Source organism: Pantoea sp. X-Soil-ISGK-259 (genome assembly GCF_059730705.1).
The window spans coordinates 2,270,698-2,289,457 of the sequence record NZ_AP035986.1; the positions used below are offsets into that span (position 1 = coordinate 2,270,698).

The window sequence follows — 18,760 nt, forward strand, 5'->3', positions numbered from 1 at the left end:
TCAGCTCCACATTGGGTTTTTATACTGACGGCTCGGCTTTGGCTCTTCCCGGAACTCAGGCAGCAGAGCACTGACCAGCCAGAGGCGTGGGTCTGCTGAGAGGGTCTTCTGAGTTTTGATATTGCGGGAGGCGTAGCGGGAAAGGAGTTCGGCGGCGGTGTCGGTGTCTACAGGGTCATGCACGAACCATGTCATTCGCATGAGCACCCCTTACTGTTGCCAGCAGGCTGTCCAGCATCGCCATGTTGTAGCTGCGGCCAAAGCCCATGTTTACCGTTCCCATGCGGTACTGGTAATCGTGGTCGGTATTGCCAAACCGCTGGCGTTTTATCTTGTTGCTGTCGGTCATGTCATGAAGGGCTACAGCCACGTTTTTTCGCTTAGCTGAGGCCATCACGCAGGCGCGGTCGGTGATTTCTTCTGAAGTGTGCCATTCGCCATCAGACAGCACATCCAGAATTGCAGTGGTTAATTTGCTCATGCTGCACTCTCCAGTTTGTTGTTAATGAGCTTGCGGCCGTATGCCATCAGCGCGTCACGCTCTACAGAGTTGGTCGCCGGCACCGCCGATCGGGCGGGCCGCCAGATGAGAAGCATCGAACCTTTGTTATTGCCGTTTACCGGCTGTTTTGTGTCTGCTCTGACAAATGACAGCCGCCCGCAGGTAATGATTCTGACCTCGCTCACACTCAGCAGGGCCTCGCGGAACCATCCAACAGACATATCAGCTGGAACGAGCATCACAGTGCCAACCGAGCCATATCTGTTCTGGTCGGCCGCCTTCTGTACCCATGGCGTGATGTCGCTGTATGGCGGATTGCACCAGCAGTAACCGCTCAGGCCGGGAACAGACCACGACTGCGTCAGCCCGCTGTTCTGCTCAGTGAAGTAGTTCGGATAAAGGTGGTTCTGGTCGCTTGCGGCCACATCCAGCACGAAGCCAAACTCATCGTTCAGTGCCGCAGCAATTTCTGGCGGGGTTTGCCAGAGGTTTCGAATGTCGATCGGAGTGTTGCTTCCTGTGTAATCGCTCATGTCTTGCTCCTGTTATTTTTTCCCCAGCGCTGCGCCCACTCGATTTCTAACCGGGCTTCGCCGCTGAATTTCACGTTCTGCTCTGTGCCGAACCAGTAAATCGCCTCAATCACCTCAACCATTTCGCTCACGCGCATCTTGCTGGTCCGCGAGCCGAACATGACGACGCCGCCGCCGATACCGGGTGCGGTGCGCTGCTGTTCGTTTTTGGATTTCGCTACGAGTGCGGTAATGAGGTCTTTCCAGTCGTCAGGTGTGTACTTCTGTCCGTACCACTCAACCTGCCGTGACAGGTCATGCAGCAGCGGCCACATGCGCCGGTTCTGGTCTGAGCTGCGCTTGCGTTCCTGAATGACTATTTCGACTGGCTTGTCGGGATTGGCGGGGAGTTGCTGGATGGCGGTAATGCAGTTCTGTCGGATGTTGCTGTCACGCAACAGGTAACGTTGAGTCTCCATCGCGTTTGTCTCGCTTTAATTCATTGAGGTTTGATGAATGCTGCTCATCTTCCGCATCAACCATCAGGTCATGCGCTTCACGCGCCAGCATGTCGATAGCATTCAGGTGCGCCCGGAACTGCTCAGGCTTCAGGTCGCGCTTCTTAGCCAGGTCGATGATTGCCAGCTGCAGGTTGCGAGCCTGACACATCAGAGGTGGTGTGATTACCAGTTGAGTTACCTGTGTCATGCGGCACCTCGCGAGCGGTAGGATTCCCAGGTGAAAGCGAGTGTGCAGCCGCCGCCATCGTTCATGCGGTCAATTACGCGCTCACCGATGAAGGCAGTAAGCTCTTCCAGGGGGAGGTTGCTTATAAGAATCGTTGGCTTCATCTGCTCATACCGGGTGTTAATTACCTCGAACAGAATCAGCTTTTCAGCCTCGCTGCCGAACTGCACACCAATCTCATCGATGATGAGAAGGTCTGGATCGGTGTATGCGCTGATTACCTCGTACTCTGTACGCTCCGCGTTCTTACCCCATGTTGATTTGTAAGCCCGGGCAACACGCAAAGCTGTGGTAAACATGGCTGAGTGCTGATGCTCGTTGATGACGTGCTTAGCAATAGCCAGGGCAAGATGGTTCTTACCGGTGCCAGGCTTGCCGCACATGACCATTCCGCCACCCTGCTTGCGCCGGTCGGCCCATTTGGCTGCGTAAGCTTTGCAAAGCTTCAGGCAGCGCGCTGCGTCCTGATTTGCTGGCTCGTAGTTATCCAGAGTTGAAGGCGCAAACCGCTGTGGCAGGTTCAGGTTTCCCATCAGGCGCATAATTTCGCTTTCACGGCGGCGGCGCGCGATACTGTCCTCATCGCTTTTCAGTCTGGCAAGCTTCTCTTCCAGGCATTTTTTGCACTCGCTCTTGGTGATCATCTCCTTTCCACCAACGCCAATACTCATCTTCCTGCATCGCTGCTCGAATGCTCCATGCTTGTCACACACTGCCTGAATGAATTCGAAAACGGTGTTTTCAATCTGCTTAGGGGGTGAAGCAAGCTCTTCGAGTTGACGCTGCACCTTTGCGATCTTCTCACGGGTATCGTTGGCAATCTGGTTTTCGTAGCTCATGAGTTACTCCTGCGCCCATGAGGGCATTTGAGTGTGACCGTAATCTTTCTCGTTAAACCGCTCAGCCACGGCGCGCGCCGGTCCTGTATTCTGCCGTACGGGACTCTTGGCCTGTTTTGGTTCAAACAGGCCGGTCCAGCCGTTAGCGATGCTGTTGTTGATAATTTCTTCAGGCGAATGACCATTCGCATGACACCGGCTTAACAGGTTGAGCGCCTGAGTGACGGTCTGTTTGGATTTGATTGCCTGCTTGATATCCCTGCGATATGAGACCCATGAGGCCCATAGCTCTGCTGGAACGCATTCGGGCAGTGCGACGTCCATCGGATCGAAGGTTTTTGCTTTTGGCTTTTCCGCCGGTTTCACTTCTTCGGGCTGGGGGACTATAGGGGGTTTATTAATATTGTCTTTCTTGTCTTTTGAAGAATGTCTTTTGTGTGTCTCTAACTTAGAGATATCCGGAGTCTCTAACTTAGAGACATTTGAAGTCTCTGACTTAGAGACAAAGTTGCTAACTTGGAGACACTTGCTGAATTGCCACGCTGAGACCTCCTTGTTAACGCCGATTTGACTCCCTTCGACTATCAGACACTTCATAGAAATCAGCTCCTTCTTGGCCTTGTTCACGTTCTGACGTGACAGGCCAGTAATCTGAGCAATCTGCTCATCTGCGATGCGATCTGATTTCTTGTTGAAGCCGTACGTTTTACGGATGTAAGCCAGCATGAGCTTCAACTGACGAGCTGTTAAATCGGCGCTTGCGATAGCCTCCATTAGTTCGTTAGCGATTCTGGTAAACCCATTATCGGTATCGACCACACGGCGCTCCACGGCCTCTGTGTCAGGCCTGATTGGTGAAACGTTGCTGTAAGCGAGATTACTCATAAAGCACCCCGCCACTGTTTACATATCCAGTTCTTCCTGGCATACTTTTCTCCAGTTATTTGTGTTCGCAAATATCTATCAGGCCGAGAATGAGTTACCGCTCATCTCGGTCTTTTCTTTGGTCAGTAGCTGCTCAATACGCAACAACCTCTGAGCCATTTCCGACTCCGGTGACACCACATCCAGATACGCCAGAGCCAGGCTCATCATCTGGAAGAAGCTGTGACGCTGCTTTCCTGATGGGCGCTTCATGCGGCTTACAGCTGCGTCGTCCAGGTCCAGCACCTTCGCCAGTGTTCCCTGTCCACGTTCAGCCAGTTTGTTCAGTAACTGACTTTCAATCTCTCTTGCCTTTTTGCGATAGCTTGCAATTTCCATCATGTAAAATTCCTTTAGTTGAATAACTTGCGCGACATTGCGGTGAGCAAGTCACTTGAGGTTGCTCCGACATTTCGGTGGGAGCGGGGTCAAAGTTTTAAAGAGCGGTGTTGCTTACTTCTTGATGCTCGGGAAAGGCTTTAACTCCTCACCCTTAACGGTTCCATCGGACTGAACGGTCACAAAAATCTGTCGCCCCGTCCGAATGGCCTTGCTGATTGCACATTGGATAACGCCAAAATCTTTAGCGGCTTTCGCCTGCCCATGAATTTTTGCGTAGTCCTCAAGTGTCATTCGGTTCATAGGCTCACTCCTTGAAGATACACAACAAAGAATACTACGGGTATTCATCAAAGTAAATATCCTAGGTATTTTGAATGTGATTACTTGCGGTATTAGAATGAGTTGATGGAAAACAAAAAGTCACTGACGACAGAACAGCTTGCAGACGCTGCGCGCCTGAAGGCTTTGTATGAGTCGAAGAAGAAAGAATTAAAAATCACTCAGTACACAATCGCTGACTCTCTGGGGATTTCTCAGGGTGCGGTCGGCCATTACATGAATGGTCGTATAGCACTCAACGTCCCGGTAGTGACCGAGTTAGCACGGCTCCTGCATGTCTCTGTTTCTGAAATCAGCCCAACCTTAGCCAAGGATGTTTCCCGCTACGCAAGCACAGTTGACGCTAATGTCTCTAATCCAAGAGACCACAAGCCGACTGCCCGCTACCCCGTTTTAAGCAAGGTTCAGGCTGGCGCATGGGATGAAGCCTGTGAACCCTATACGATTAAGGATGTCGATATGTGGCTTGAATCTGACGCACATACGCAAGGAGAGGCTTTCTGGTTGCAGGTGGAAGGCGATTCGATGACTGCGCCGATCGGGCTGAGCATTCCAGCAGGAACGTTCGTGCTGTTCGACACTGGCCGTGAAGCAATCAATGGCAGCCTGGTCGTGGCGAAGTTGACCGACGACAACGAAGCTACGTTCAAGAAGCTCATCATCGATGGCAGCCAAAAGTACCTGAAGGGGCTGAACCCACAGTGGCCTATGGTGCCAGTGAATGGTAACTGTAAGGTGCTGGGTGTGGCGATCGAAACCAAGATGCGGTTGGTTTGATCCCTAGCGAGTTTTGGAACTACTGATGTCAGCTTGTGTAAAAACTAAAGTTAAATTGGTTTTTACCGATTAGTAATATCGATTTGTGGTTTTTTTTGATTGCTGTAAAGTTCGTGAACCTTCAGAAAGGATTATTGTCGGATGACTACCACTGCTTACGATTGTGACAAAAACATTGTTTCTTCCGACACAAGATGGTCGGCTGAGCTGTCACTTATGGATGGTGACTACATACTTTTTGTAGATGATACGGGATTTAACAAGATTGCATGCCGACTTGGCGGTGCTATCTTCTGTGCAGGCGACGGCTTGATCATAGAACAACTCAAGCAGTGGTGGATGGCTGAACCTTTCGATCCGGAAGCACTGCCAAACCTGAAACAAGACGGTAAGTATAAGGTTTCGGTTGTAGTGGCATCATCTGAAGGTGAAGTAATTTTCGATGCTGGCCATAAACAATTTTTAATGGATCCAGAAACTAGGCATATACATGCTCTTTTTACTGGATCTGGAAGCGGATTTGCAGGCAATACATTTCAACAATGCGGCTGCGTGAAGACGGCCGTTACTGTTGCTAAGGTTTTCGATCCATACTCTGGTGGTGATGTTAAGTATTGCAACATCAGTACCGGGGAATCAAACCTTCAGGATGAAACAATGAGCTACAATAGTATTATGGAATCCATGAAAGAGAGGGGGAAACTCATGAAATTCACAGGAATTTATGCAGCCAACTCTGATAACGTTCAGACAATTGATCTTAAAGCACACCCTCAGCACTCGCAGATCGTTGGAAAGATACAATCAGGTTCGGTGAGAGCTTACGCCCCGATGGGCGGCTCCGAGATCGATTGGAATGATGACCGTATCCAGCGATTGAAAGAAGCTGGAAGAAAAGTTGCTGAAATCGAAAAAAGAAAAAAAGCATAATACCTATCCGGCCTGTAAGCCAAAATTTCATCAGCACCATTAAAGAGCCCGCTCAATAGCGGGCTTTTTTGTGCCTGCAGATCCCACTTCGCAAAAATAAATTACTCATCATTTCAATAGCATGGCTATTCAACAGCCAAAATAAATACTTTGAGTATTTACTTAATTAAATACTGTGAGTATTCTTTATCCCATCAGCAGGACGCAGTAACCAACAGGATGTTGGGTCGCTCTTTAACATTGATGGGGTTTGTCTCCGCCGAAATGCGGGGAACCAAAGTGAAGTTGGCTTTGGGATTGGATGAATGCGCAGGCATGGCTGGGGATAAGAAGTGGGTACCCGGCGTCGGCTGAAGTCGCGGGATAACAAATCCGTCTTGAACGGTGGCAAAACCAGCGCACGTGAACGGCGAGGAGCACTGGCCATCCAATCACCTAAGCCAATTACCGGAGGTGCTTATGTCTAGTCGTATCAGTTTCTGAACAGAAAAAGCGGCTCTGTCGCCTCTTAGCTGAATTTGGTGTTCGGATTGAGCGTTCAATTAATGGTTTCAAGGTTCTTGGCCTCGGTAATAACACCGAGCCTCGTGCTGAGAGCTTAGATTCAGCAATTGATATGGCTGAAAAAGAATGCCATCGCATCTACGCAAAATACCTATAGGTGAAGCCATGACAATCGTAATGACCATTCTGGCCTCTGATAACGCCAGAAATCGCCGCAGGGCAAAACGTGCAGCTGAACGTGAGCAGACTGCAGGAAAGCAGCACATCAGCCGCATCGAGAAAGCAGTTATCTCCCCTTCTCTGCGTGACAGGCATGAGAGCACATCACAGTGCTTACCGGAGATAGCTATTTTTGCAGCGGGTTATCGCAACTCAAAAGACATCGTAACGGCGAGGTGATATGGCAACGCTGAAAATTAAGTACGAAAACGGCACGCAAGAGACGATTGAAAACGCTTATACGGTTATCGATCACGGAGATGGGGAGATCAGCTATTTCATCGGCGCTGGTTTCACCAGGTATCACGCTCTGCAAGTAGCGGAGCATCAAGTCATTGAATCTGAGGCTGCCTAACCCGCAGCCTTTTTCACATCTGGAGGCACCATGTTAAGCGACAGTGATTATTGCATTGGCTGGATAGCCATTGGCGTGCTGATGGTGCTGGGGGTTATAGCAGGAGGGAATGTATGAGCAGGTTCACTAAAGGCCCCTGGGTAGCAGATAAGACTAGCAGAGCTGTCGGTCCGGTTAGTAAAGAAGATGACCAATCATATGGAATGGTGCTCCCGGTAGCATGGGTTGAGTTCTTCCTTGAAGTGGAAATTCAGGAGGCAAATCAGCAACTGATAGCCGCAGCACCTGAGCTTCTTGAGGCGCTTCAGCTAATCATCAAAGACCTGCGCATAAGAGCAAAAGTTCGCGGTGATATTGATGATGATGGCACGGTTGTTCTTGATATTGGGTCAGGTGTGCTGATGAAAGCGAATGATGCCATTGCCAAGGCGTTGGGCCAGTAACCGATAGAGGAGAGAGAAATGGAGCTGGTTCAATTCATAAAGCGAGTTGCTGACTATTACGATGACTGCACCCTGGATTTCCCGAGCATTGTCGAGCTTAAGAATGAGTCAGGACTAGAAAGGCAGCAAGAAACTATCCATGGAATGCCTTATGTGCTCATCGAGCAGCGCACCATGAATGAAGATTCTCATTATGGATATTTCTACTTCCCTCTGAAGAAAAGGAAATATATCCGTGTTCCGTTTTTCTGCTGAGTGACACCGTAAAGCTGTCTGCTTAGACGGCTTTGAGGTGCTACGCACCAACGCTGAGATTTCAGCAGGATAGATAACCAGAACGTTTCATCCTTATGGGGGCCGCAATGGCCCCTTCTTTTTACACCAACCCATTCAACGGAGTATCCCCATGCAACTCGCAATTGCTGGGGCGGCATCGGGCTGCCCCAAAAACACCATGTTCGACTTCAAACTCACCGGCGCTGACGTTATGTCGTGGAAGCCAAAGAGCCGGCTGCAGCAGCTGTGGGACCGCCTTGTGCAGGTCGTAGCTCAGGAGAGTAAGTCATGAACGCACCGGCAGCTGTAGAGCAGTACCAGAAGCAGCAGGAAGAGTTAGAGCGCCAGCGTCGGGAAGAGGCTGAGCATGAGCGCCTGAAGGATTATGACTTTATCCGCGCCCTATTCGAAATGGCTTGTCCGGGAGTAAAGAAATGAGCCTCGCAACAACCGTCGAAGAAAGTAACGCAAAGCGTCGCCAGTACGTTTCTTAACGCCCTGCATTATCGACGCAATGGCATGCGCAATTCTATGCGTGCCGCGCTGAATCTTGCGTGGTGTGAGCGATTCAACAGTAGATATTTTCTCGGGCCATGCCCGTTCTGAGGTGATATGTGAGTAAGGAATTTTACGTCAGGCTGGCTGAGATACAGCGCACACTGGAAGCGCCAAAGGGTCAGTACAACAGCTTCGGCAAATACCACTACCGCAGCTGCGAAGACATCCTCGAGGGTGTGAAGCCGCTGCTTAATGGCCTGTTCCTTTCCATCTCTGACGAAATCGTTTTGATTGGCGATCGGTATTACGTAAAAGCCACAGCGAGCATAACAGATGGCGAGACTACTCACAGCGCCTCTGCAATGGCCCGTGAGGCCGTCGATAAAAAAGGCATGGATGACGCTCAGATTACCGGCGCGACCAGTTCATACGCCCGCAAATACTGTCTGAATGGTCTGTTCGGCATCGACGACTCCAAGGATGCTGACACCAACGAGCACCGGCAGCAGTCAGCCTCAGCACCTCAGCAGCAGAAACCAAAGCCTAAGCCCGCAGACATTCTCGCCGCCTTCTCTGAAGCTGCACTCAGCAAGAAAACACCGGAAGAATTGAAGCAATCATTCGCCAGAGCGTGGCAGGCGCTGGACGGAACCCCGGAGCAGGCCAAAGCGAAGCAAGTCTACGACCTTAAAAAATCAGAGCTTGAAGGAGCCACAGCATAATGCCAATCAACACGATCACAATCGCAGGTAACGTCGGCAAGGATGCCGTTCTGCGTGTTACTCCAAACGGAAAGCACATAGCTTCATTCTCTTTGCCGGCCAAATCGGGCTTTGGCGATAACGAGAAAACCTCTTGGCTGCAATGCAAGATGTTCGGAGTCATGGCTGAGAAGCTGTCGGCGTCAATCCTGAAAGGAGCCAAAGTCACCGTTACTGGCGAGTTCGTTCTGGAAGAATGGACGAAAGATGACGGTACCAAAGTTTCAATGCCAACCATTCTGGTGCGGGATATCGACCTGCCACCAAAGCAGAGCGGCCAGCAACAGAGTCGGCCGCAGCAATCGCGTGGTCAATCTACCGAACCTGATTACGACACCGATATTCCATTCTGATTTAACCCACCAATAAGGCACCGACCATGAATCTCACCGAACCTTCGGCGGACTCTGCACGCCCTGATGAAACGCAATCACAGCGTTTGCATCGGCTAGCTATGCAGGACGCTCAGCAGCAGATAGCCGCCCGGTACGGTGAGCGGTGCCGGATTGAATCACGCACGAAGGAATCACTGGAAGTACGGCGCAGGGAACGCGCCACGAAGGAATACGCACGACGGGCGGCCTTCTATCCGAAGCTACCACGCATCATCGTGACGAAGCCTGATGTTGTCTGGAATGACTATCAGACAGAGCTGCGTGGCCGCTTTGGTGCCGTGGTGCAGGACTAACTATTTTCGCCGCGGCATTGAGCCTGACAGCGGCATATGGGGTAAGAGATGGGAGCAGCAAAACAACTGGTCAGCTTCACGGCTGACCCGCGTTGCTATGAGCGCAATCTGGTAAACCTTGTCACCGTATCAGGCGGCAAAGACAGCCTGGCCCAGTGGCTACTGGCCATCGAGTCAGGCGTTGAGTTCGAAGCTGCATTCGCCGATACCGGCCATGAGCATGCGCAGACGATGGAGTATCTGGATTATCTGGAAAGCAAACTTGGCCCCCTGAAACGGGTCAAAGCTGATTTTTCCCGCCAGATCGAAGGAAAGCGCCAGTTCGTCATCGATAAATGGCCGAGGTCTCTTACTGAAGGCCTCGGGTATAGCGAAGAAGAGGCAGATAAAATCGTTGAGAGGGCACTACGCTCGCTCAAACCCTCCGGGAACCCATTCCTCGACATGTGCATCTGGAAGGGAACGTTCCCCTCTACGCAGCGCAAATTCTGCACGTTTGAGCTTAAGCAGATACCAATGCAGCAGCAAGTCGTTGATCCGATCGTCTCAGCTGGCAAGAGAGTTGTCAGCTGGCAAGGCGTCAGGGCGCAGGAATCACCAAAGCGCGCACTGCTTCCGGAGTGGGAAGAGGGATTTGATTTGGGTCCCGGCGTGTCGCTTTACCGGCCCATCCTGAAGTGGACGCACGATGAGGTGTTTGCTCTTGCCAAGCGTCACGGAATTAAACCTAACCCGCTTTATCAGCAGGGCTGTAGCCGCGTCGGCTGCATGCCGTGCGTGAACGTCAACAAGGCCGAGTTGGGTGAAATCTTTACCCGCTGGCCGGAAGAAATAAGCCGCGTTGCAGAATGGGAAAGGATTGTCGCCCAGTGCTCTAAGCGCGGTAATGCTGCGTTCTTCCCATCAACTCTTGACCCTATGCGGGCTGAGAAGAACGGCGCCAAGGTATCTCTTGAGTCTCACGGAATTGAGACCTATCGGGACTGGTCTCTGACAACTTTCGGAGGCAGGCAGTTCGATATGCTCGGTGCCATGGATAACAAAAGCGCTTGCAGCAGCGTGTACTTGGGCGTGTGTGAATAACGGAAAACTAAGTTTTAACGATTGCCTTAGCTGACCTCCCTCCTCCAATAAGCGATATACTCCCCACAGGAGGACATCGCCATGTCACACAACTTAGCAGCACGCAGCAGAGAAGAGCGCGACAGGATTAACGTGGATTTAGCCGCGTCAGGAGTCGCATACAAGGAGCGTATGAATATGCCTGTTATCCCGCATGAAGTGGAGACGCAGCAGCCTGAAGCGATGAGGGATTATTTCAGGGAGAGATTGCAGCAATACAGGAACGCTTCGCTGCAGTTCCCGCGCGGGACTGACCCGGTTTATTTTAAGGAGGATGGAAAGTGATAGTCCTTTTTATCCCCTCCCTCATCAGCCTGCTTGTTTCTAAAGCCGAAGAGAAAGGCTCTCCTTTGACTGAAGAGGAGGTGTTGGCTATTCGTGATAATGCCACGGCTATTGTCACGGATGCAGAAGGGGTCTTAGCAGTAGCTGAGCGGCGTGGGTATCAGGATATTGACCCTGAGCATTGCTGGGAGGAGTGGCTGGACTTTAATAAGCAGGATTAAAGTTTTCACTCATGGGGACGATGAAGTTTAGACGGGGATCGGACCCGGTTTATCATAAGGAGAGCGATAAGTGAAAGATAGAATTTATGATGCTTTGCGTAATCTGCACAAGGGCTATGAGATGCAAGCGCAAGCTAGTATCCCATACTTCGGATTGCCCCTTAGCTCGGTTGTAAAAGCGATGGGGTTAAGATCAGAAGATATTGGGCCCAGTTTTTATGAAGCCTTAGAAGAGTTGCAAGCTGAGGGACTCATTTGGGATGAGAGCACATCGAACGGAGGGTTTGGTAAATATATAGGGGGTGATGGTTCTGTTTCATACTCCTTAGGGGCAAAAATACGGCTTGCTCATTAAAAACTTATAACCTGCTCCGGCAGGTTTTTTTACGCCCAAATTCCGGAGGTTAAACATGTCTGACGAATTAGACCAGGCCGCTGAGCTTGAGGAGTTGGAGCGCAATATCGCGCTGGCTAACCGGGCTCACCCGACTATGCAGTTTACCGGTGCCTGCTATTACTGCGAAGAGGCGGTGCCGGCCGGATGCTTCTGCGATGAAGATTGCCGCAGCGACTACGAACGCATTGAGCGCGCTAAGCAGCAACGCAAGGTAGCGTGACGCCGGTTGCAGAAAACGTGCTAAGGGCCGTAGCGCGTAAGTGCAGGAGCGAAATCATCAGCGCCATAGAAGGCAGGCCCAAGAAAGAGCACGACCGCATCATCACCACCCTTCTCGACAAACACGCTAAAACAATAACCGCCCTGCCGCCTGATAGGTTTCCAGCAAAGCGCTGGCTGGCGTTCTATGTGCGCCAGGTAGATAAGGAGAGCGCCTCTGCGAAATGAACACCATCCACGACATCTCCCCCGGCGAGTTCCTCATATGGCTCGCCTTTTTAATTTGCATCGAGCTGGCTCTGTGCTGGCCTTGTAAGGAGTAGAGGTCGCTCAGAATGAAAACTTGCGTTAGTTTGCGATCAAGTTCTGTTAAAACGTGCAGGAGAAATTATGGCTAAGCTAATGAACCTCCAAGAGTGGGCGTCTGCAACATATTCGCAGCCTCCATCCTTATCTACCCTGCGCCGCTGGGTCAGGGAGGGCCGGATACACCCCTGTCCGGAGCTTCACGGAAAAGAATACAAACTCGACCCGGATTCGGTTTACGTTGACCCTCGCAAGAAGATGATGAAGCGCAGGCCGGAATATGTAGCGCCACCGAAAAAGGGATCGCTGATGGAGAAACTGAAACATGTCGAACAGGCCAAAGCGGTACGACGCTAATCTGCCAAGGAACCTGACTTTTCGCAAAACGAAGCAGATTTACTCCTGGCGAAACCCTGTAACCGGCCAGGAGATTTCCCTGGGTAAGATACCCCGCAAGGATGCGGTTGCTCAGGCTATCGAAGCGAACAGCTATATTGAGCAAAACTACCTCCCATCTGCTCTTCTTGATCGACTTAAAGAGGTGCCTGATTTCACGGTAAGCAAATGGCTGGAGCGGTACGACGTCATTCTAGGTCGTCGCAGCCTCAAGCCAAGCACCATGAAGATACGTAGCAACCAGTTGCTTACCATTCAGGCTGAGTTCGGTCGCATGCCAATCACTGCTATCACTACGCGCGATATTGCTGTCTTTCTTGAGTCATATGTTCAGTGTGGAAAGCACAGCATGGCGGTTGCATTGCGATCGCTACTGATGGATGTTTTTCGTGAGGCAGTTGTTGAAGGCATCATCGACAGAAATCCTGTAGAGCCAACAAGAACGCCCGCGCCTGAAGTAAAACGTGAGCGTTTGTCGCTTGACCAATTTCTGGCTATCCGACAGGCCGCGGAGACCATGGGTGGGTGGTTACAGAACGCCATGAATATTGGCCTTCTAACAGGTCAGCGGCGGGAGGACATTACACGTATGACATTCAGCGCTATCAAGGATGGGCGTCTTTTTGTAATTCAAAGCAAAACCGGCCATAAACTGGCGGTTCCACTTAGCCTTGAGCTGAAAGAAACGGGACTTACGCTTGAAGCTGTAATAGAAGAGTGCCGTAAGGGCAATCCATCAGATAGCCTGATTTACTCATCAGTCCGCCGCGGTGGCAGAAAGCCCGGGGCGGTTTCACCAGATGCGCTCACAGGTGCATTTGCAGAAGCGCGTGAAATGAGCGGAATTAAATTTGGCCCTAACCCACCAACGTTTCATGAGATAAGAAGCCTTGCCAGCCGACTATATGAGGTGGAGAATGGAGAGGATTTTGCGCAACGACTACTTGGTCATAAAAACCTTTCTATGACTAAAAAGTACCTCGATTCACGCGGTCAGGAATATGTAATGGTTTAGATTGGATATGGTGATTTCGGGAATTTTTCGGGAAATTTCGTTACCATCAATAAAAATTCTATACAAATCAACACGCTAAAAAAAGACCGAATACGATTCCTATATTCGGTCCAGGGAAATGGCTCTCAAGGAGCCGTGCGCTAAAAGTTGGCATTTATGAAGGCGGTGTCGCCTTGCCATTTAAGATTAGAACAGCGCGGTGGAAATGCCAGCAAACGCGGGAATCAGGGCCATAAACTGGATCAGATTGTGATCGCAACGGCAAAATTTCGGAGAGTGGGCGCAGCGCGAGGCTGCACCCGAAAGGCCTATTTTCCGCACAGCGCCTGAGTGCGTTCGATAATCGGCTGCAGGCTCATCATCTGGCCCGGATGGGCTTTGTCTTCGGCCTGAATCACGCTGATCGGCTGGGCTTTCACCTGCTTGTTTTTAAACAGTGTGTCAGCGATGTCGTTCAGCGGGTATGTCATCAGCGTACTCGGATTGATGGCAAACATCGCACCATCTTTCTCGCAGGTCAGCATCACCTCTTCACGATTAAAGGGCCACTTATCTTTACCGATCTCAAAGCGGCTGACGGTAATGATTTGCGCCGCCAGCGCCTGGCCGCATACGGATAACAACAGGATTGCGGGAATCACTTTCTTCAGCAACATAACTACCCTTTTCTCTCTTAAACTACATTCAGGCTGGCGACAGCGTGGCAAATACGCTGACCAGCCCAACCACGCCGCATGCCAGCAGTAGTTCAAGCTGCGTCATGCGAATAAATTTTTGCTGCGCCCCGCTGCCCGCCAGGCGGAATCGCGGCACCAGCCAGTATCGATTAATCAGCGCCACCAGAACCATCAGAGCAACCAGCAGCACTTTGCACAGCAGCAATATAACGTAGCGTGAATCGTGCCACATCAGCGGCCAGCCCGCGATCATTACGCTGTTTATCACCCCGCTGAGCAGCGTTAACGCCACCGCCAGATGACCATAGCGTGAGAAACGCATCATAGTGCGAATCGCATCGGTGCGGCGATCAATCTGCCGTGCCTCGCGCATCAACAGCAACAGTGGCAGTAATCCACCTGCCCAGAACGTCGCCGCAATCAGATGCAGTGCATGGTTAATCTGCTGAAGATCGCCGGGCCAGCTATCGCGCATCGCAGCATGGCCTATCAGCGCCATGCAGGCCAGTTGCAGAACGCCAGCCAGCAGTAACAGCTGCTGACGCAGGCTTCCGGTCAGTAATAGCGCGCCAACAGCCAGCACGCCGAAAATGATTTCCCACTGCCACACTTCACCAAAGTGCGTGCCCAACACTGCCAGCCAGATATCGATGTCGGTCAGGTTAGTGCTGGTGCCGCTCATTAACACATTCTGGCAGGCCAGCATCGCCACCGCACTGAGCAGCGCCAGCCAGGCACTCCCCTTCACCAGCGGATTTAACTGAATCGCCAGCAGGGATCGGTAGCGTTTGGGCGCCAGCAGCGCACTGTAACAGGCGCTGCCGGTCAGCAACATCACGGCAGTAAAATGCAGCGCGCGCAGCAGGATCCAGAGGGTTGTCACCGGGTTACTTCACACTAAAGCGATAGCTTCCAGCGGTTTTATGTCCATCCACCGACAGCACATGCCAGTTAACCTGATAGCTTCCCGCTTTTAGCGGCTGCGGCAGGCCGACAATCAGGCGTTTTTTCTGGTCAGACTCAACACGGGCTTTGGCGGTCACGACGGGCTTCTGTGCACTATCCAGCAGCGTCACGCCACTGAACGCCGCTTCAATATCTTCACTGAAGTTCAGCGTCAGCGCATCGGGGGATGTCGTGACCTGCGCTTTGGCCGCTGGAAGCGAAGACTGGAGGTGTGCATGCGCCCCCGCCAGCGAGCTGAAGGCCATCATGCCCGCTGCCGTCACTGCTATAATCATGCGGGAAATAGTTTTTTTCTGCATAAGATCATCCTTTTAACCGCCGCCAGGGCGATAAACGTGGCAAAAGGATACGCTGCTGGTTTTACACTGTCGAGGCCAGCGATGCGATCCTTTATCCTTGATTCAGACCGACGAAAACATTACTTTTGCCGGCTATCGTCAGGAGATAATTATGAGCCGTAACCTTGCATTGCTGTCCCAGGAAGAGAAAGACAAGATAAATGTCGATTTGGCGGCCGCAGGCGTGGCGTTTAAAGAGCGCTATAACATGCCGGTCGTCGCCGAGATGGTGGCGCAGGAGCAGCCTGAAGCGCTGCGTGACTGGTTTCGTCAGCGTCTGATGCAATACCGTCAGGCATCACTCAGCCTGTCGCGCCTTCCTTATGAACCGAAGATGAAGCAATGATGTTCCGCGTTATTGATACCGAAACCTGCGGCCTGCAGGGCGGCGTAGTTGAAGTTGCGTCCGTGGATGTGGTCGACGGTAGAATTGTGAATCCGATGAGCGATTTGACCCTACCGGACCGCCCGATCAGCCGTCAGGCGATGGCCGTGCATCGCATCACCGAAGCAATGGTCGCCGGTAAACCCACGATTGAAGAGGCAATTCCACGCTATTACGGCAGCGCTTTTTATGTCGCGCACAACGCCAGTTTTGATCGGCGGATGCTGCCTGAAATGTACGGCGAATGGATCTGCACCATGCAGCTGGCGCGCCAGCTCTGGCCGGGCATTAAATATGGCAACCAGGCGTTACGTCATTCGCTGAAGCTGGATGTCACGCCACCCGCTGAACTTCATGCGCACCGCGCACTGTATGACTGCTATGTCACGGCGGCGCTGCTGATCCGTATCATGGAGACCTCCGGCTGGAGTGCCTCCGAAATGATTGTGCGTTCGCAACCGGCGGCCCAGCGCGACGACATTCTGCCATTCGGCAAATATCGCGGCCAGGCGATTGCCGTAATTGCCAGAAAAGATCCTGGCTACCTGAAGTGGGTACTCAATAATGTCAGTGATTTGCGCCCGCCATTGCGGCAGGCGCTGAATAAATACCTCTCTGAATCTCAGTAATCCTGGGCTGGCGGCAAGGTACCCTGCGCCAGTCCGAGCAGGAAAGTGTACTCCATCGCGATCCCTTCGTAGGCTTTGTAGCGTCCGGACTTGCCGCCGTGACCGGCATCCATGTCGGTGCAGAGCAGCAGAAGATTATTGTCGGTTTTCATCGACCTTAGCTTCGCCACCCACTTGGCCGGTTCCCAGTACTGCACCTGTGAGTCGTGCAGGCCAGTCGTGACCAGCAGATGGGGATAATCCTTCGCCTCGATATTGTCATAGGGGCTGTACTGGCGGATATAACGGTAATATTCAGGATCATTGGGGTTGCCCCACTCGTCATACTCACCGGTAGTCAGCGGGATCGATTCATCCAGCATCGTGGTAACCACATCCACAAATGGCACCTGAGCCACCACGCCGTGGAACCGTTCTGGTGCCAGGTTAATCACCCCGCCCATCAACAGCCCGCCTGCGCTACCGCCCATGGCATAAAGCCGCTCCGGGTGGCCGATGCCGCGTGCCACCAGCGCATCCGTCACCTCAATAAAATCAGTAAAGCTGTTCATTTTGTTCAGCAGACGACCACCGTCATACCATTGCTGTCCCAGCTCACCGCCACCGCGTACCTGAATCAGGGCATAGACAAAGCCGCGATCCAGCAGGCTCAGACGGCTGACGCTGAAATCGGCATCCATGCTGCTGCCATAAGCGCCGTAGCCATAGACCAGCATCGGGTTCTGACCGGGCTGATAATGCTTGCGGTGATAAACCAGCGAGACCGGCACTTCGGTGCCATCGCTGACTTTGATCCAGTGGTGCTCGCTTTTGTAGTCTTCCGCGTTAAAGCCTTTCACCGCGCTCTGTTTCAGAATGCGACGTTCACCCGTATCCATATCCAGTTCAAACAGCGTGGTCGGCGTGGTCATGGACGAGTAGCCATAACGCAGTTTGCTGGTGCGGGGCGTGGGATTATAAGCAAGCCACGTCACATAGGTCGGATCGTCAAAGGCGATGCCGCTGGTCTCGCCGCTGGCCCAGTTGATCTGACGCAGACTGGTTAAGCCGCGCTGACGCTCTTCCACTACCAGCCAGTCTCGGAACAGCTGAAAATCTTCCATCACCACCTGTTCCCGCGCAGGAATCAGCGTTTCCCAGCGTGACTCATCCAGATAGCGACTGCGGTAGAGCCCGAAGTTTTTCCCGTCACGGTTTGATCGAATGAAAAACTGATGATCGTAATGATCGATGCTGTATTCGTGATCGCGACGGCGGGGCAAAAACACATGCGGCTGCGCATCAGGGAAGTTCGCATCGATTAACTGGATTTCGCTGGTGTTAGTGCTGTAGAGCGCAATCATGATGAACTGCTTGGAGGTGCTCTTGTGCACGCTGAGATGATAGGTGTCATCGCGTTCTTCATAGACCAGCTTATCATCGGACTGCGGCGAACCGAGTTCGTGTCGCCAGACCTGATAAGAGAGCAGCGTCTGCGGGTGCTTGCGCACATAGTAAAGGGTGCGTGAGTCATTGCCCCAGGCGAAGCTGGATGAGGCGTTGCTCAGTACTTCGGGATACCAGCTGCCACTTTCCAGGTTACGGAACCGGATGCCATATTGCCGCCGCGACAGGAAATCTTCCGCCAGCGCCATGACCCGGTTATCCGGGCTGATATGCAGCGCGCCCATGGTGTAGAAATCGCTGTGCGAGGCGCGCTGATTGGCATCCAGCAGCAGGCTCCACTCGCCCGATTCATCGCTTGCTGCAGGCTGACGGTAATAGGCCGGGTATTCGTTACCGCTCTGATAACGGCTCTGATAGCGGTAACCGTTTTTGACATAAGGCACGGAGTGATCTTCCGGCGGCAGCCGATCAATAATCTCTTTTAACACCCGGTCCTGCAGCGGTTGCTGCGACGACATGATTTTTTTGCCGTAATTATTTTCGGCTCGGAGGTAATCAAGAACCTCGCTGTTTTCGCGTTTGTCGTCGCGCAGCCAGTAATAATTATCAACGCGGGTCTCGCCATGCAGCGTCATCTCGTGGGGTATTTTTTTTGCGATGGGTGCTTTCATCCATCCGTCTCCATCAACGTAATGATCTGTAAGCGTAACACTTCAGCAGCGGGAAGCCAGACATAGGGTGAGAAGCTGCCGCCAGCGGAAC

Annotated in this window: 34 protein-coding genes; 21 read left to right on the forward strand and 13 right to left on the reverse strand. The window is 52.1% G+C overall.

The genetic code is table 11. From position 1 onward, the window contains the following. The 9 genes from AC6I77_RS10745 to AC6I77_RS10785 all read right to left on the reverse strand — a co-directional run bounded on the left by AC6I77_RS10745 (position 1) and on the right by AC6I77_RS10785 (position 4,166). Complete coding sequence (locus AC6I77_RS10745) at positions 1 to 195, reverse strand: hypothetical protein (RefSeq protein ID WP_426608449.1); 195 nt, start codon at positions 193 to 195, stop codon at positions 1 to 3. Continuing rightward, on the reverse strand, positions 176 to 481 hold the full coding sequence (locus tag AC6I77_RS10750) for a hypothetical protein (RefSeq protein ID WP_497816905.1): 306 nt from the start codon (positions 479 to 481) through the stop codon (positions 176 to 178). Before AC6I77_RS10750 ends, AC6I77_RS10745 begins: the two co-directional genes overlap by 20 nt. Further along, a complete protein-coding gene (locus AC6I77_RS10755) occupies positions 478 to 1,035 on the reverse strand; it encodes a phage N-6-adenine-methyltransferase (RefSeq protein ID WP_497816906.1) in 558 nt (185 codons plus the stop codon). The genes AC6I77_RS10750 and AC6I77_RS10755 overlap by 4 nt, the downstream gene beginning before the upstream one ends. Continuing rightward, complete coding sequence (locus AC6I77_RS10760; RefSeq protein WP_427102736.1) at positions 1,032 to 1,493, reverse strand: recombination protein NinB; 462 nt, start codon at positions 1,491 to 1,493, stop codon at positions 1,032 to 1,034. Before AC6I77_RS10760 ends, AC6I77_RS10755 begins: the two co-directional genes overlap by 4 nt. Then, positions 1,465 to 1,722 (reverse strand): hypothetical protein, encoded by a 258-nt coding sequence (locus AC6I77_RS10765; protein ID WP_497816907.1) that lies wholly within the window; start codon positions 1,720 to 1,722, stop codon positions 1,465 to 1,467. Before AC6I77_RS10765 ends, AC6I77_RS10760 begins: the two co-directional genes overlap by 29 nt. Continuing rightward, complete coding sequence (locus tag AC6I77_RS10770) at positions 1,719 to 2,600, reverse strand: ATP-binding protein (protein WP_497816908.1); 882 nt, start codon at positions 2,598 to 2,600, stop codon at positions 1,719 to 1,721. The genes AC6I77_RS10765 and AC6I77_RS10770 overlap by 4 nt, the downstream gene beginning before the upstream one ends. A 3-nt stretch (positions 2,601 to 2,603) precedes the next feature. Further along, complete coding sequence (locus AC6I77_RS10775; protein ID WP_497816909.1) at positions 2,604 to 3,485, reverse strand: replication protein; 882 nt, start codon at positions 3,483 to 3,485, stop codon at positions 2,604 to 2,606. 78 nt (positions 3,486 to 3,563) lie between these two features. After that, positions 3,564 to 3,866 carry a CII family transcriptional regulator gene (locus AC6I77_RS10780; protein ID WP_482906830.1) on the reverse strand — a complete coding sequence of 101 codons (303 nt, stop codon included), beginning with the start codon at positions 3,864 to 3,866 and terminating at the stop codon, positions 3,564 to 3,566. A gap of 111 nt (positions 3,867 to 3,977) precedes the next feature. Continuing rightward, positions 3,978 to 4,166: a Cro/CI family transcriptional regulator gene (locus tag AC6I77_RS10785; RefSeq protein ID WP_078805206.1), complete on the reverse strand. Its 189-nt coding sequence runs from the start codon at positions 4,164 to 4,166 to the stop codon at positions 3,978 to 3,980. A gap of 105 nt (positions 4,167 to 4,271) precedes the next feature. On the opposite strand from AC6I77_RS10785, the gene AC6I77_RS10790 reads away from it, so the two are divergent. The 19 genes from AC6I77_RS10790 to AC6I77_RS10880 all read left to right on the forward strand — a co-directional run bounded on the left by AC6I77_RS10790 (position 4,272) and on the right by AC6I77_RS10880 (position 13,617). Then, the gene (locus AC6I77_RS10790; RefSeq protein ID WP_497816910.1) at positions 4,272 to 4,982 is read left to right on the forward strand and encodes a LexA family protein; all 711 of its coding nucleotides are present in this window, start codon (positions 4,272 to 4,274) and stop codon (positions 4,980 to 4,982) included. 141 nt (positions 4,983 to 5,123) lie between these two features. Next, positions 5,124 to 5,912, forward strand: a complete 789-nt coding sequence (locus AC6I77_RS10795; protein ID WP_497816911.1) for a hypothetical protein — start codon at positions 5,124 to 5,126, stop codon at positions 5,910 to 5,912. Between the two features lie 669 nt (positions 5,913 to 6,581). Next, positions 6,582 to 6,815, forward strand: a complete 234-nt coding sequence (locus AC6I77_RS10800) for a transcriptional antitermination N peptide (RefSeq protein WP_497816912.1) — start codon at positions 6,582 to 6,584, stop codon at positions 6,813 to 6,815. A 1-nt stretch (position 6,816) separates the two neighbouring features. After that, positions 6,817 to 6,990 (forward strand): hypothetical protein, encoded by a 174-nt coding sequence (locus AC6I77_RS10805; protein WP_497816913.1) that lies wholly within the window; start codon positions 6,817 to 6,819, stop codon positions 6,988 to 6,990. 113 nt (positions 6,991 to 7,103) lie between these two features. Then, positions 7,104 to 7,433 carry an XkdD/Y8K6 family phage-associated protein gene (locus tag AC6I77_RS10810; RefSeq protein ID WP_497816914.1) on the forward strand — a complete coding sequence of 110 codons (330 nt, stop codon included), beginning with the start codon at positions 7,104 to 7,106 and terminating at the stop codon, positions 7,431 to 7,433. 18 nt (positions 7,434 to 7,451) lie between these two features. Continuing rightward, entirely contained in the window at positions 7,452 to 7,688 is a 237-nt protein-coding gene (locus tag AC6I77_RS10815; protein WP_497816915.1) for a hypothetical protein, read from the forward strand. Positions 7,689 to 7,839: 151 nt separating this feature from the next. Further along, a complete protein-coding gene (locus AC6I77_RS10820) occupies positions 7,840 to 8,001 on the forward strand; it encodes a hypothetical protein (protein WP_497816916.1) in 162 nt (53 codons plus the stop codon). Then, a complete protein-coding gene (locus tag AC6I77_RS10825; protein ID WP_497816917.1) occupies positions 7,998 to 8,147 on the forward strand; it encodes a hypothetical protein in 150 nt (49 codons plus the stop codon). The genes AC6I77_RS10820 and AC6I77_RS10825 overlap by 4 nt, the downstream gene beginning before the upstream one ends. 176 nt (positions 8,148 to 8,323) lie before the next feature. Further along, positions 8,324 to 8,929 (forward strand): ERF family protein, encoded by a 606-nt coding sequence (locus tag AC6I77_RS10830; RefSeq protein ID WP_497816918.1) that lies wholly within the window; start codon positions 8,324 to 8,326, stop codon positions 8,927 to 8,929. After that, complete coding sequence (locus tag AC6I77_RS10835; protein ID WP_497816919.1) at positions 8,929 to 9,321, forward strand: single-stranded DNA-binding protein; 393 nt, start codon at positions 8,929 to 8,931, stop codon at positions 9,319 to 9,321. Before AC6I77_RS10830 ends, AC6I77_RS10835 begins: the two co-directional genes overlap by 1 nt. Positions 9,322 to 9,347: 26 nt before the next feature. Next, positions 9,348 to 9,656 carry a hypothetical protein gene (locus AC6I77_RS10840; protein ID WP_497816920.1) on the forward strand — a complete coding sequence of 103 codons (309 nt, stop codon included), beginning with the start codon at positions 9,348 to 9,350 and terminating at the stop codon, positions 9,654 to 9,656. 48 nt (positions 9,657 to 9,704) lie between these two features. Beyond that, on the forward strand, positions 9,705 to 10,739 hold the full coding sequence (locus tag AC6I77_RS10845) for a phosphoadenosine phosphosulfate reductase domain-containing protein (protein ID WP_497816921.1): 1,035 nt from the start codon (positions 9,705 to 9,707) through the stop codon (positions 10,737 to 10,739). Positions 10,740 to 10,820: 81 nt separating this feature from the next. After that, positions 10,821 to 11,063 carry a DNA polymerase III subunit theta gene (locus AC6I77_RS10850; RefSeq protein ID WP_497816922.1) on the forward strand — a complete coding sequence of 81 codons (243 nt, stop codon included), beginning with the start codon at positions 10,821 to 10,823 and terminating at the stop codon, positions 11,061 to 11,063. Beyond that, positions 11,060 to 11,284, forward strand: a complete 225-nt coding sequence (locus tag AC6I77_RS10855) for a hypothetical protein (protein ID WP_110330470.1) — start codon at positions 11,060 to 11,062, stop codon at positions 11,282 to 11,284. Before AC6I77_RS10850 ends, AC6I77_RS10855 begins: the two co-directional genes overlap by 4 nt. Positions 11,285 to 11,354: 70 nt before the next feature. Then, positions 11,355 to 11,639 carry a hypothetical protein gene (locus AC6I77_RS10860; protein WP_497816923.1) on the forward strand — a complete coding sequence of 95 codons (285 nt, stop codon included), beginning with the start codon at positions 11,355 to 11,357 and terminating at the stop codon, positions 11,637 to 11,639. Positions 11,640 to 11,694: 55 nt separating this feature from the next. Then, positions 11,695 to 11,901, forward strand: coding sequence for a hypothetical protein (locus AC6I77_RS10865; protein WP_497816924.1), 207 nt, complete (start codon positions 11,695 to 11,697; stop codon positions 11,899 to 11,901). Beyond that, a complete protein-coding gene (locus AC6I77_RS10870) occupies positions 11,898 to 12,128 on the forward strand; it encodes a hypothetical protein (RefSeq protein ID WP_497816925.1) in 231 nt (76 codons plus the stop codon). The genes AC6I77_RS10865 and AC6I77_RS10870 overlap by 4 nt, the downstream gene beginning before the upstream one ends. 162 nt (positions 12,129 to 12,290) lie before the next feature. Beyond that, a complete protein-coding gene (locus AC6I77_RS10875) occupies positions 12,291 to 12,563 on the forward strand; it encodes an excisionase (protein ID WP_497816926.1) in 273 nt (90 codons plus the stop codon). After that, positions 12,532 to 13,617 (forward strand): tyrosine-type recombinase/integrase, encoded by a 1,086-nt coding sequence (locus AC6I77_RS10880; RefSeq protein ID WP_497816927.1) that lies wholly within the window; start codon positions 12,532 to 12,534, stop codon positions 13,615 to 13,617. The genes AC6I77_RS10875 and AC6I77_RS10880 overlap by 32 nt, the downstream gene beginning before the upstream one ends. 308 nt (positions 13,618 to 13,925) lie before the next feature. On the opposite strand, the gene AC6I77_RS10885 is transcribed toward AC6I77_RS10880, so the two are convergent. From AC6I77_RS10885 to copC, 3 genes are read right to left on the reverse strand one after another with little or no spacing between them, the layout of a single operon-like run. After that, a complete protein-coding gene (locus AC6I77_RS10885; protein WP_003849240.1) occupies positions 13,926 to 14,273 on the reverse strand; it encodes a YebY family protein in 348 nt (115 codons plus the stop codon). 28 nt (positions 14,274 to 14,301) lie between these two features. Next, positions 14,302 to 15,177 (reverse strand): copper homeostasis membrane protein CopD, encoded by an 876-nt coding sequence (gene copD, locus AC6I77_RS10890; RefSeq protein ID WP_105099100.1) that lies wholly within the window; start codon positions 15,175 to 15,177, stop codon positions 14,302 to 14,304. 4 nt (positions 15,178 to 15,181) lie between these two features. After that, positions 15,182 to 15,559: a copper homeostasis periplasmic binding protein CopC gene (gene copC, locus AC6I77_RS10895; RefSeq protein WP_003849236.1), complete on the reverse strand. Its 378-nt coding sequence runs from the start codon at positions 15,557 to 15,559 to the stop codon at positions 15,182 to 15,184. 151 nt (positions 15,560 to 15,710) lie between these two features. Between copC and AC6I77_RS10900 the strand changes: the two genes are divergently transcribed. Continuing rightward, positions 15,711 to 15,944 (forward strand): DNA polymerase III subunit theta, encoded by a 234-nt coding sequence (locus AC6I77_RS10900; RefSeq protein ID WP_008925353.1) that lies wholly within the window; start codon positions 15,711 to 15,713, stop codon positions 15,942 to 15,944. Continuing rightward, positions 15,941 to 16,612, forward strand: a complete 672-nt coding sequence (exoX, locus tag AC6I77_RS10905) for an exodeoxyribonuclease X (protein WP_008925354.1) — start codon at positions 15,941 to 15,943, stop codon at positions 16,610 to 16,612. Before AC6I77_RS10900 ends, exoX begins: the two co-directional genes overlap by 4 nt. Here exoX and AC6I77_RS10910 read toward each other — a convergent pair. Further along, positions 16,606 to 18,669, reverse strand: a complete 2,064-nt coding sequence (locus tag AC6I77_RS10910; protein ID WP_008925355.1) for a prolyl oligopeptidase family serine peptidase — start codon at positions 18,667 to 18,669, stop codon at positions 16,606 to 16,608. The genes exoX and AC6I77_RS10910 overlap by 7 nt on opposite strands. Positions 18,670 to 18,760 lie beyond the last annotated feature (91 nt).

Bases quoted from the DNA above. Each gene is read 5' to 3' on its own strand.
- AC6I77_RS10745 (WP_426608449.1), bottom strand. From the start codon at position 195: ATGACATGGTTCGTGCATGACCCTGTAGACACCGACACCGCCGCCGAA.
- AC6I77_RS10750 (WP_497816905.1), bottom strand. From the start codon at position 481: ATGAGCAAATTAACCACTGCAATTCTGGATGTGCTGTCTGATGGCGAA.
- AC6I77_RS10755 (WP_497816906.1), bottom strand. From the start codon at position 1,035: ATGAGCGATTACACAGGAAGCAACACTCCGATCGACATTCGAAACCTC.
- AC6I77_RS10760 (WP_427102736.1), bottom strand. From the start codon at position 1,493: ATGGAGACTCAACGTTACCTGTTGCGTGACAGCAACATCCGACAGAAC.
- AC6I77_RS10765 (WP_497816907.1), bottom strand. From the start codon at position 1,722: ATGACACAGGTAACTCAACTGGTAATCACACCACCTCTGATGTGTCAG.
- AC6I77_RS10770 (WP_497816908.1), bottom strand. From the start codon at position 2,600: ATGAGCTACGAAAACCAGATTGCCAACGATACCCGTGAGAAGATCGCA.
- AC6I77_RS10775 (WP_497816909.1), bottom strand. From the start codon at position 3,485: ATGAGTAATCTCGCTTACAGCAACGTTTCACCAATCAGGCCTGACACA.
- AC6I77_RS10780 (WP_482906830.1), bottom strand. From the start codon at position 3,866: ATGATGGAAATTGCAAGCTATCGCAAAAAGGCAAGAGAGATTGAAAGT.
- AC6I77_RS10785 (WP_078805206.1), bottom strand. From the start codon at position 4,166: ATGAACCGAATGACACTTGAGGACTACGCAAAAATTCATGGGCAGGCG.
- AC6I77_RS10790 (WP_497816910.1), top strand. From the start codon at position 4,272: ATGGAAAACAAAAAGTCACTGACGACAGAACAGCTTGCAGACGCTGCG.
- AC6I77_RS10795 (WP_497816911.1), top strand. From the start codon at position 5,124: ATGACTACCACTGCTTACGATTGTGACAAAAACATTGTTTCTTCCGAC.
- AC6I77_RS10800 (WP_497816912.1), top strand. From the start codon at position 6,582: ATGACAATCGTAATGACCATTCTGGCCTCTGATAACGCCAGAAATCGC.
- AC6I77_RS10805 (WP_497816913.1), top strand. From the start codon at position 6,817: ATGGCAACGCTGAAAATTAAGTACGAAAACGGCACGCAAGAGACGATT.
- AC6I77_RS10810 (WP_497816914.1), top strand. From the start codon at position 7,104: ATGAGCAGGTTCACTAAAGGCCCCTGGGTAGCAGATAAGACTAGCAGA.
- AC6I77_RS10815 (WP_497816915.1), top strand. From the start codon at position 7,452: ATGGAGCTGGTTCAATTCATAAAGCGAGTTGCTGACTATTACGATGAC.
- AC6I77_RS10820 (WP_497816916.1), top strand. From the start codon at position 7,840: ATGCAACTCGCAATTGCTGGGGCGGCATCGGGCTGCCCCAAAAACACC.
- AC6I77_RS10825 (WP_497816917.1), top strand. From the start codon at position 7,998: ATGAACGCACCGGCAGCTGTAGAGCAGTACCAGAAGCAGCAGGAAGAG.
- AC6I77_RS10835 (WP_497816919.1), top strand. From the start codon at position 8,929: ATGCCAATCAACACGATCACAATCGCAGGTAACGTCGGCAAGGATGCC.
- AC6I77_RS10840 (WP_497816920.1), top strand. From the start codon at position 9,348: ATGAATCTCACCGAACCTTCGGCGGACTCTGCACGCCCTGATGAAACG.
- AC6I77_RS10845 (WP_497816921.1), top strand. From the start codon at position 9,705: ATGGGAGCAGCAAAACAACTGGTCAGCTTCACGGCTGACCCGCGTTGC.
- AC6I77_RS10850 (WP_497816922.1), top strand. From the start codon at position 10,821: ATGTCACACAACTTAGCAGCACGCAGCAGAGAAGAGCGCGACAGGATT.
- AC6I77_RS10865 (WP_497816924.1), top strand. From the start codon at position 11,695: ATGTCTGACGAATTAGACCAGGCCGCTGAGCTTGAGGAGTTGGAGCGC.
- AC6I77_RS10875 (WP_497816926.1), top strand. From the start codon at position 12,291: ATGGCTAAGCTAATGAACCTCCAAGAGTGGGCGTCTGCAACATATTCG.
- AC6I77_RS10880 (WP_497816927.1), top strand. From the start codon at position 12,532: ATGTCGAACAGGCCAAAGCGGTACGACGCTAATCTGCCAAGGAACCTG.
- AC6I77_RS10885 (WP_003849240.1), bottom strand. From the start codon at position 14,273: ATGTTGCTGAAGAAAGTGATTCCCGCAATCCTGTTGTTATCCGTATGC.
- copC (WP_003849236.1), bottom strand. From the start codon at position 15,559: ATGCAGAAAAAAACTATTTCCCGCATGATTATAGCAGTGACGGCAGCG.
- AC6I77_RS10900 (WP_008925353.1), top strand. From the start codon at position 15,711: ATGAGCCGTAACCTTGCATTGCTGTCCCAGGAAGAGAAAGACAAGATA.
- exoX (WP_008925354.1), top strand. From the start codon at position 15,941: ATGATGTTCCGCGTTATTGATACCGAAACCTGCGGCCTGCAGGGCGGC.
- AC6I77_RS10910 (WP_008925355.1), bottom strand. From the start codon at position 18,669: ATGAAAGCACCCATCGCAAAAAAAATACCCCACGAGATGACGCTGCAT.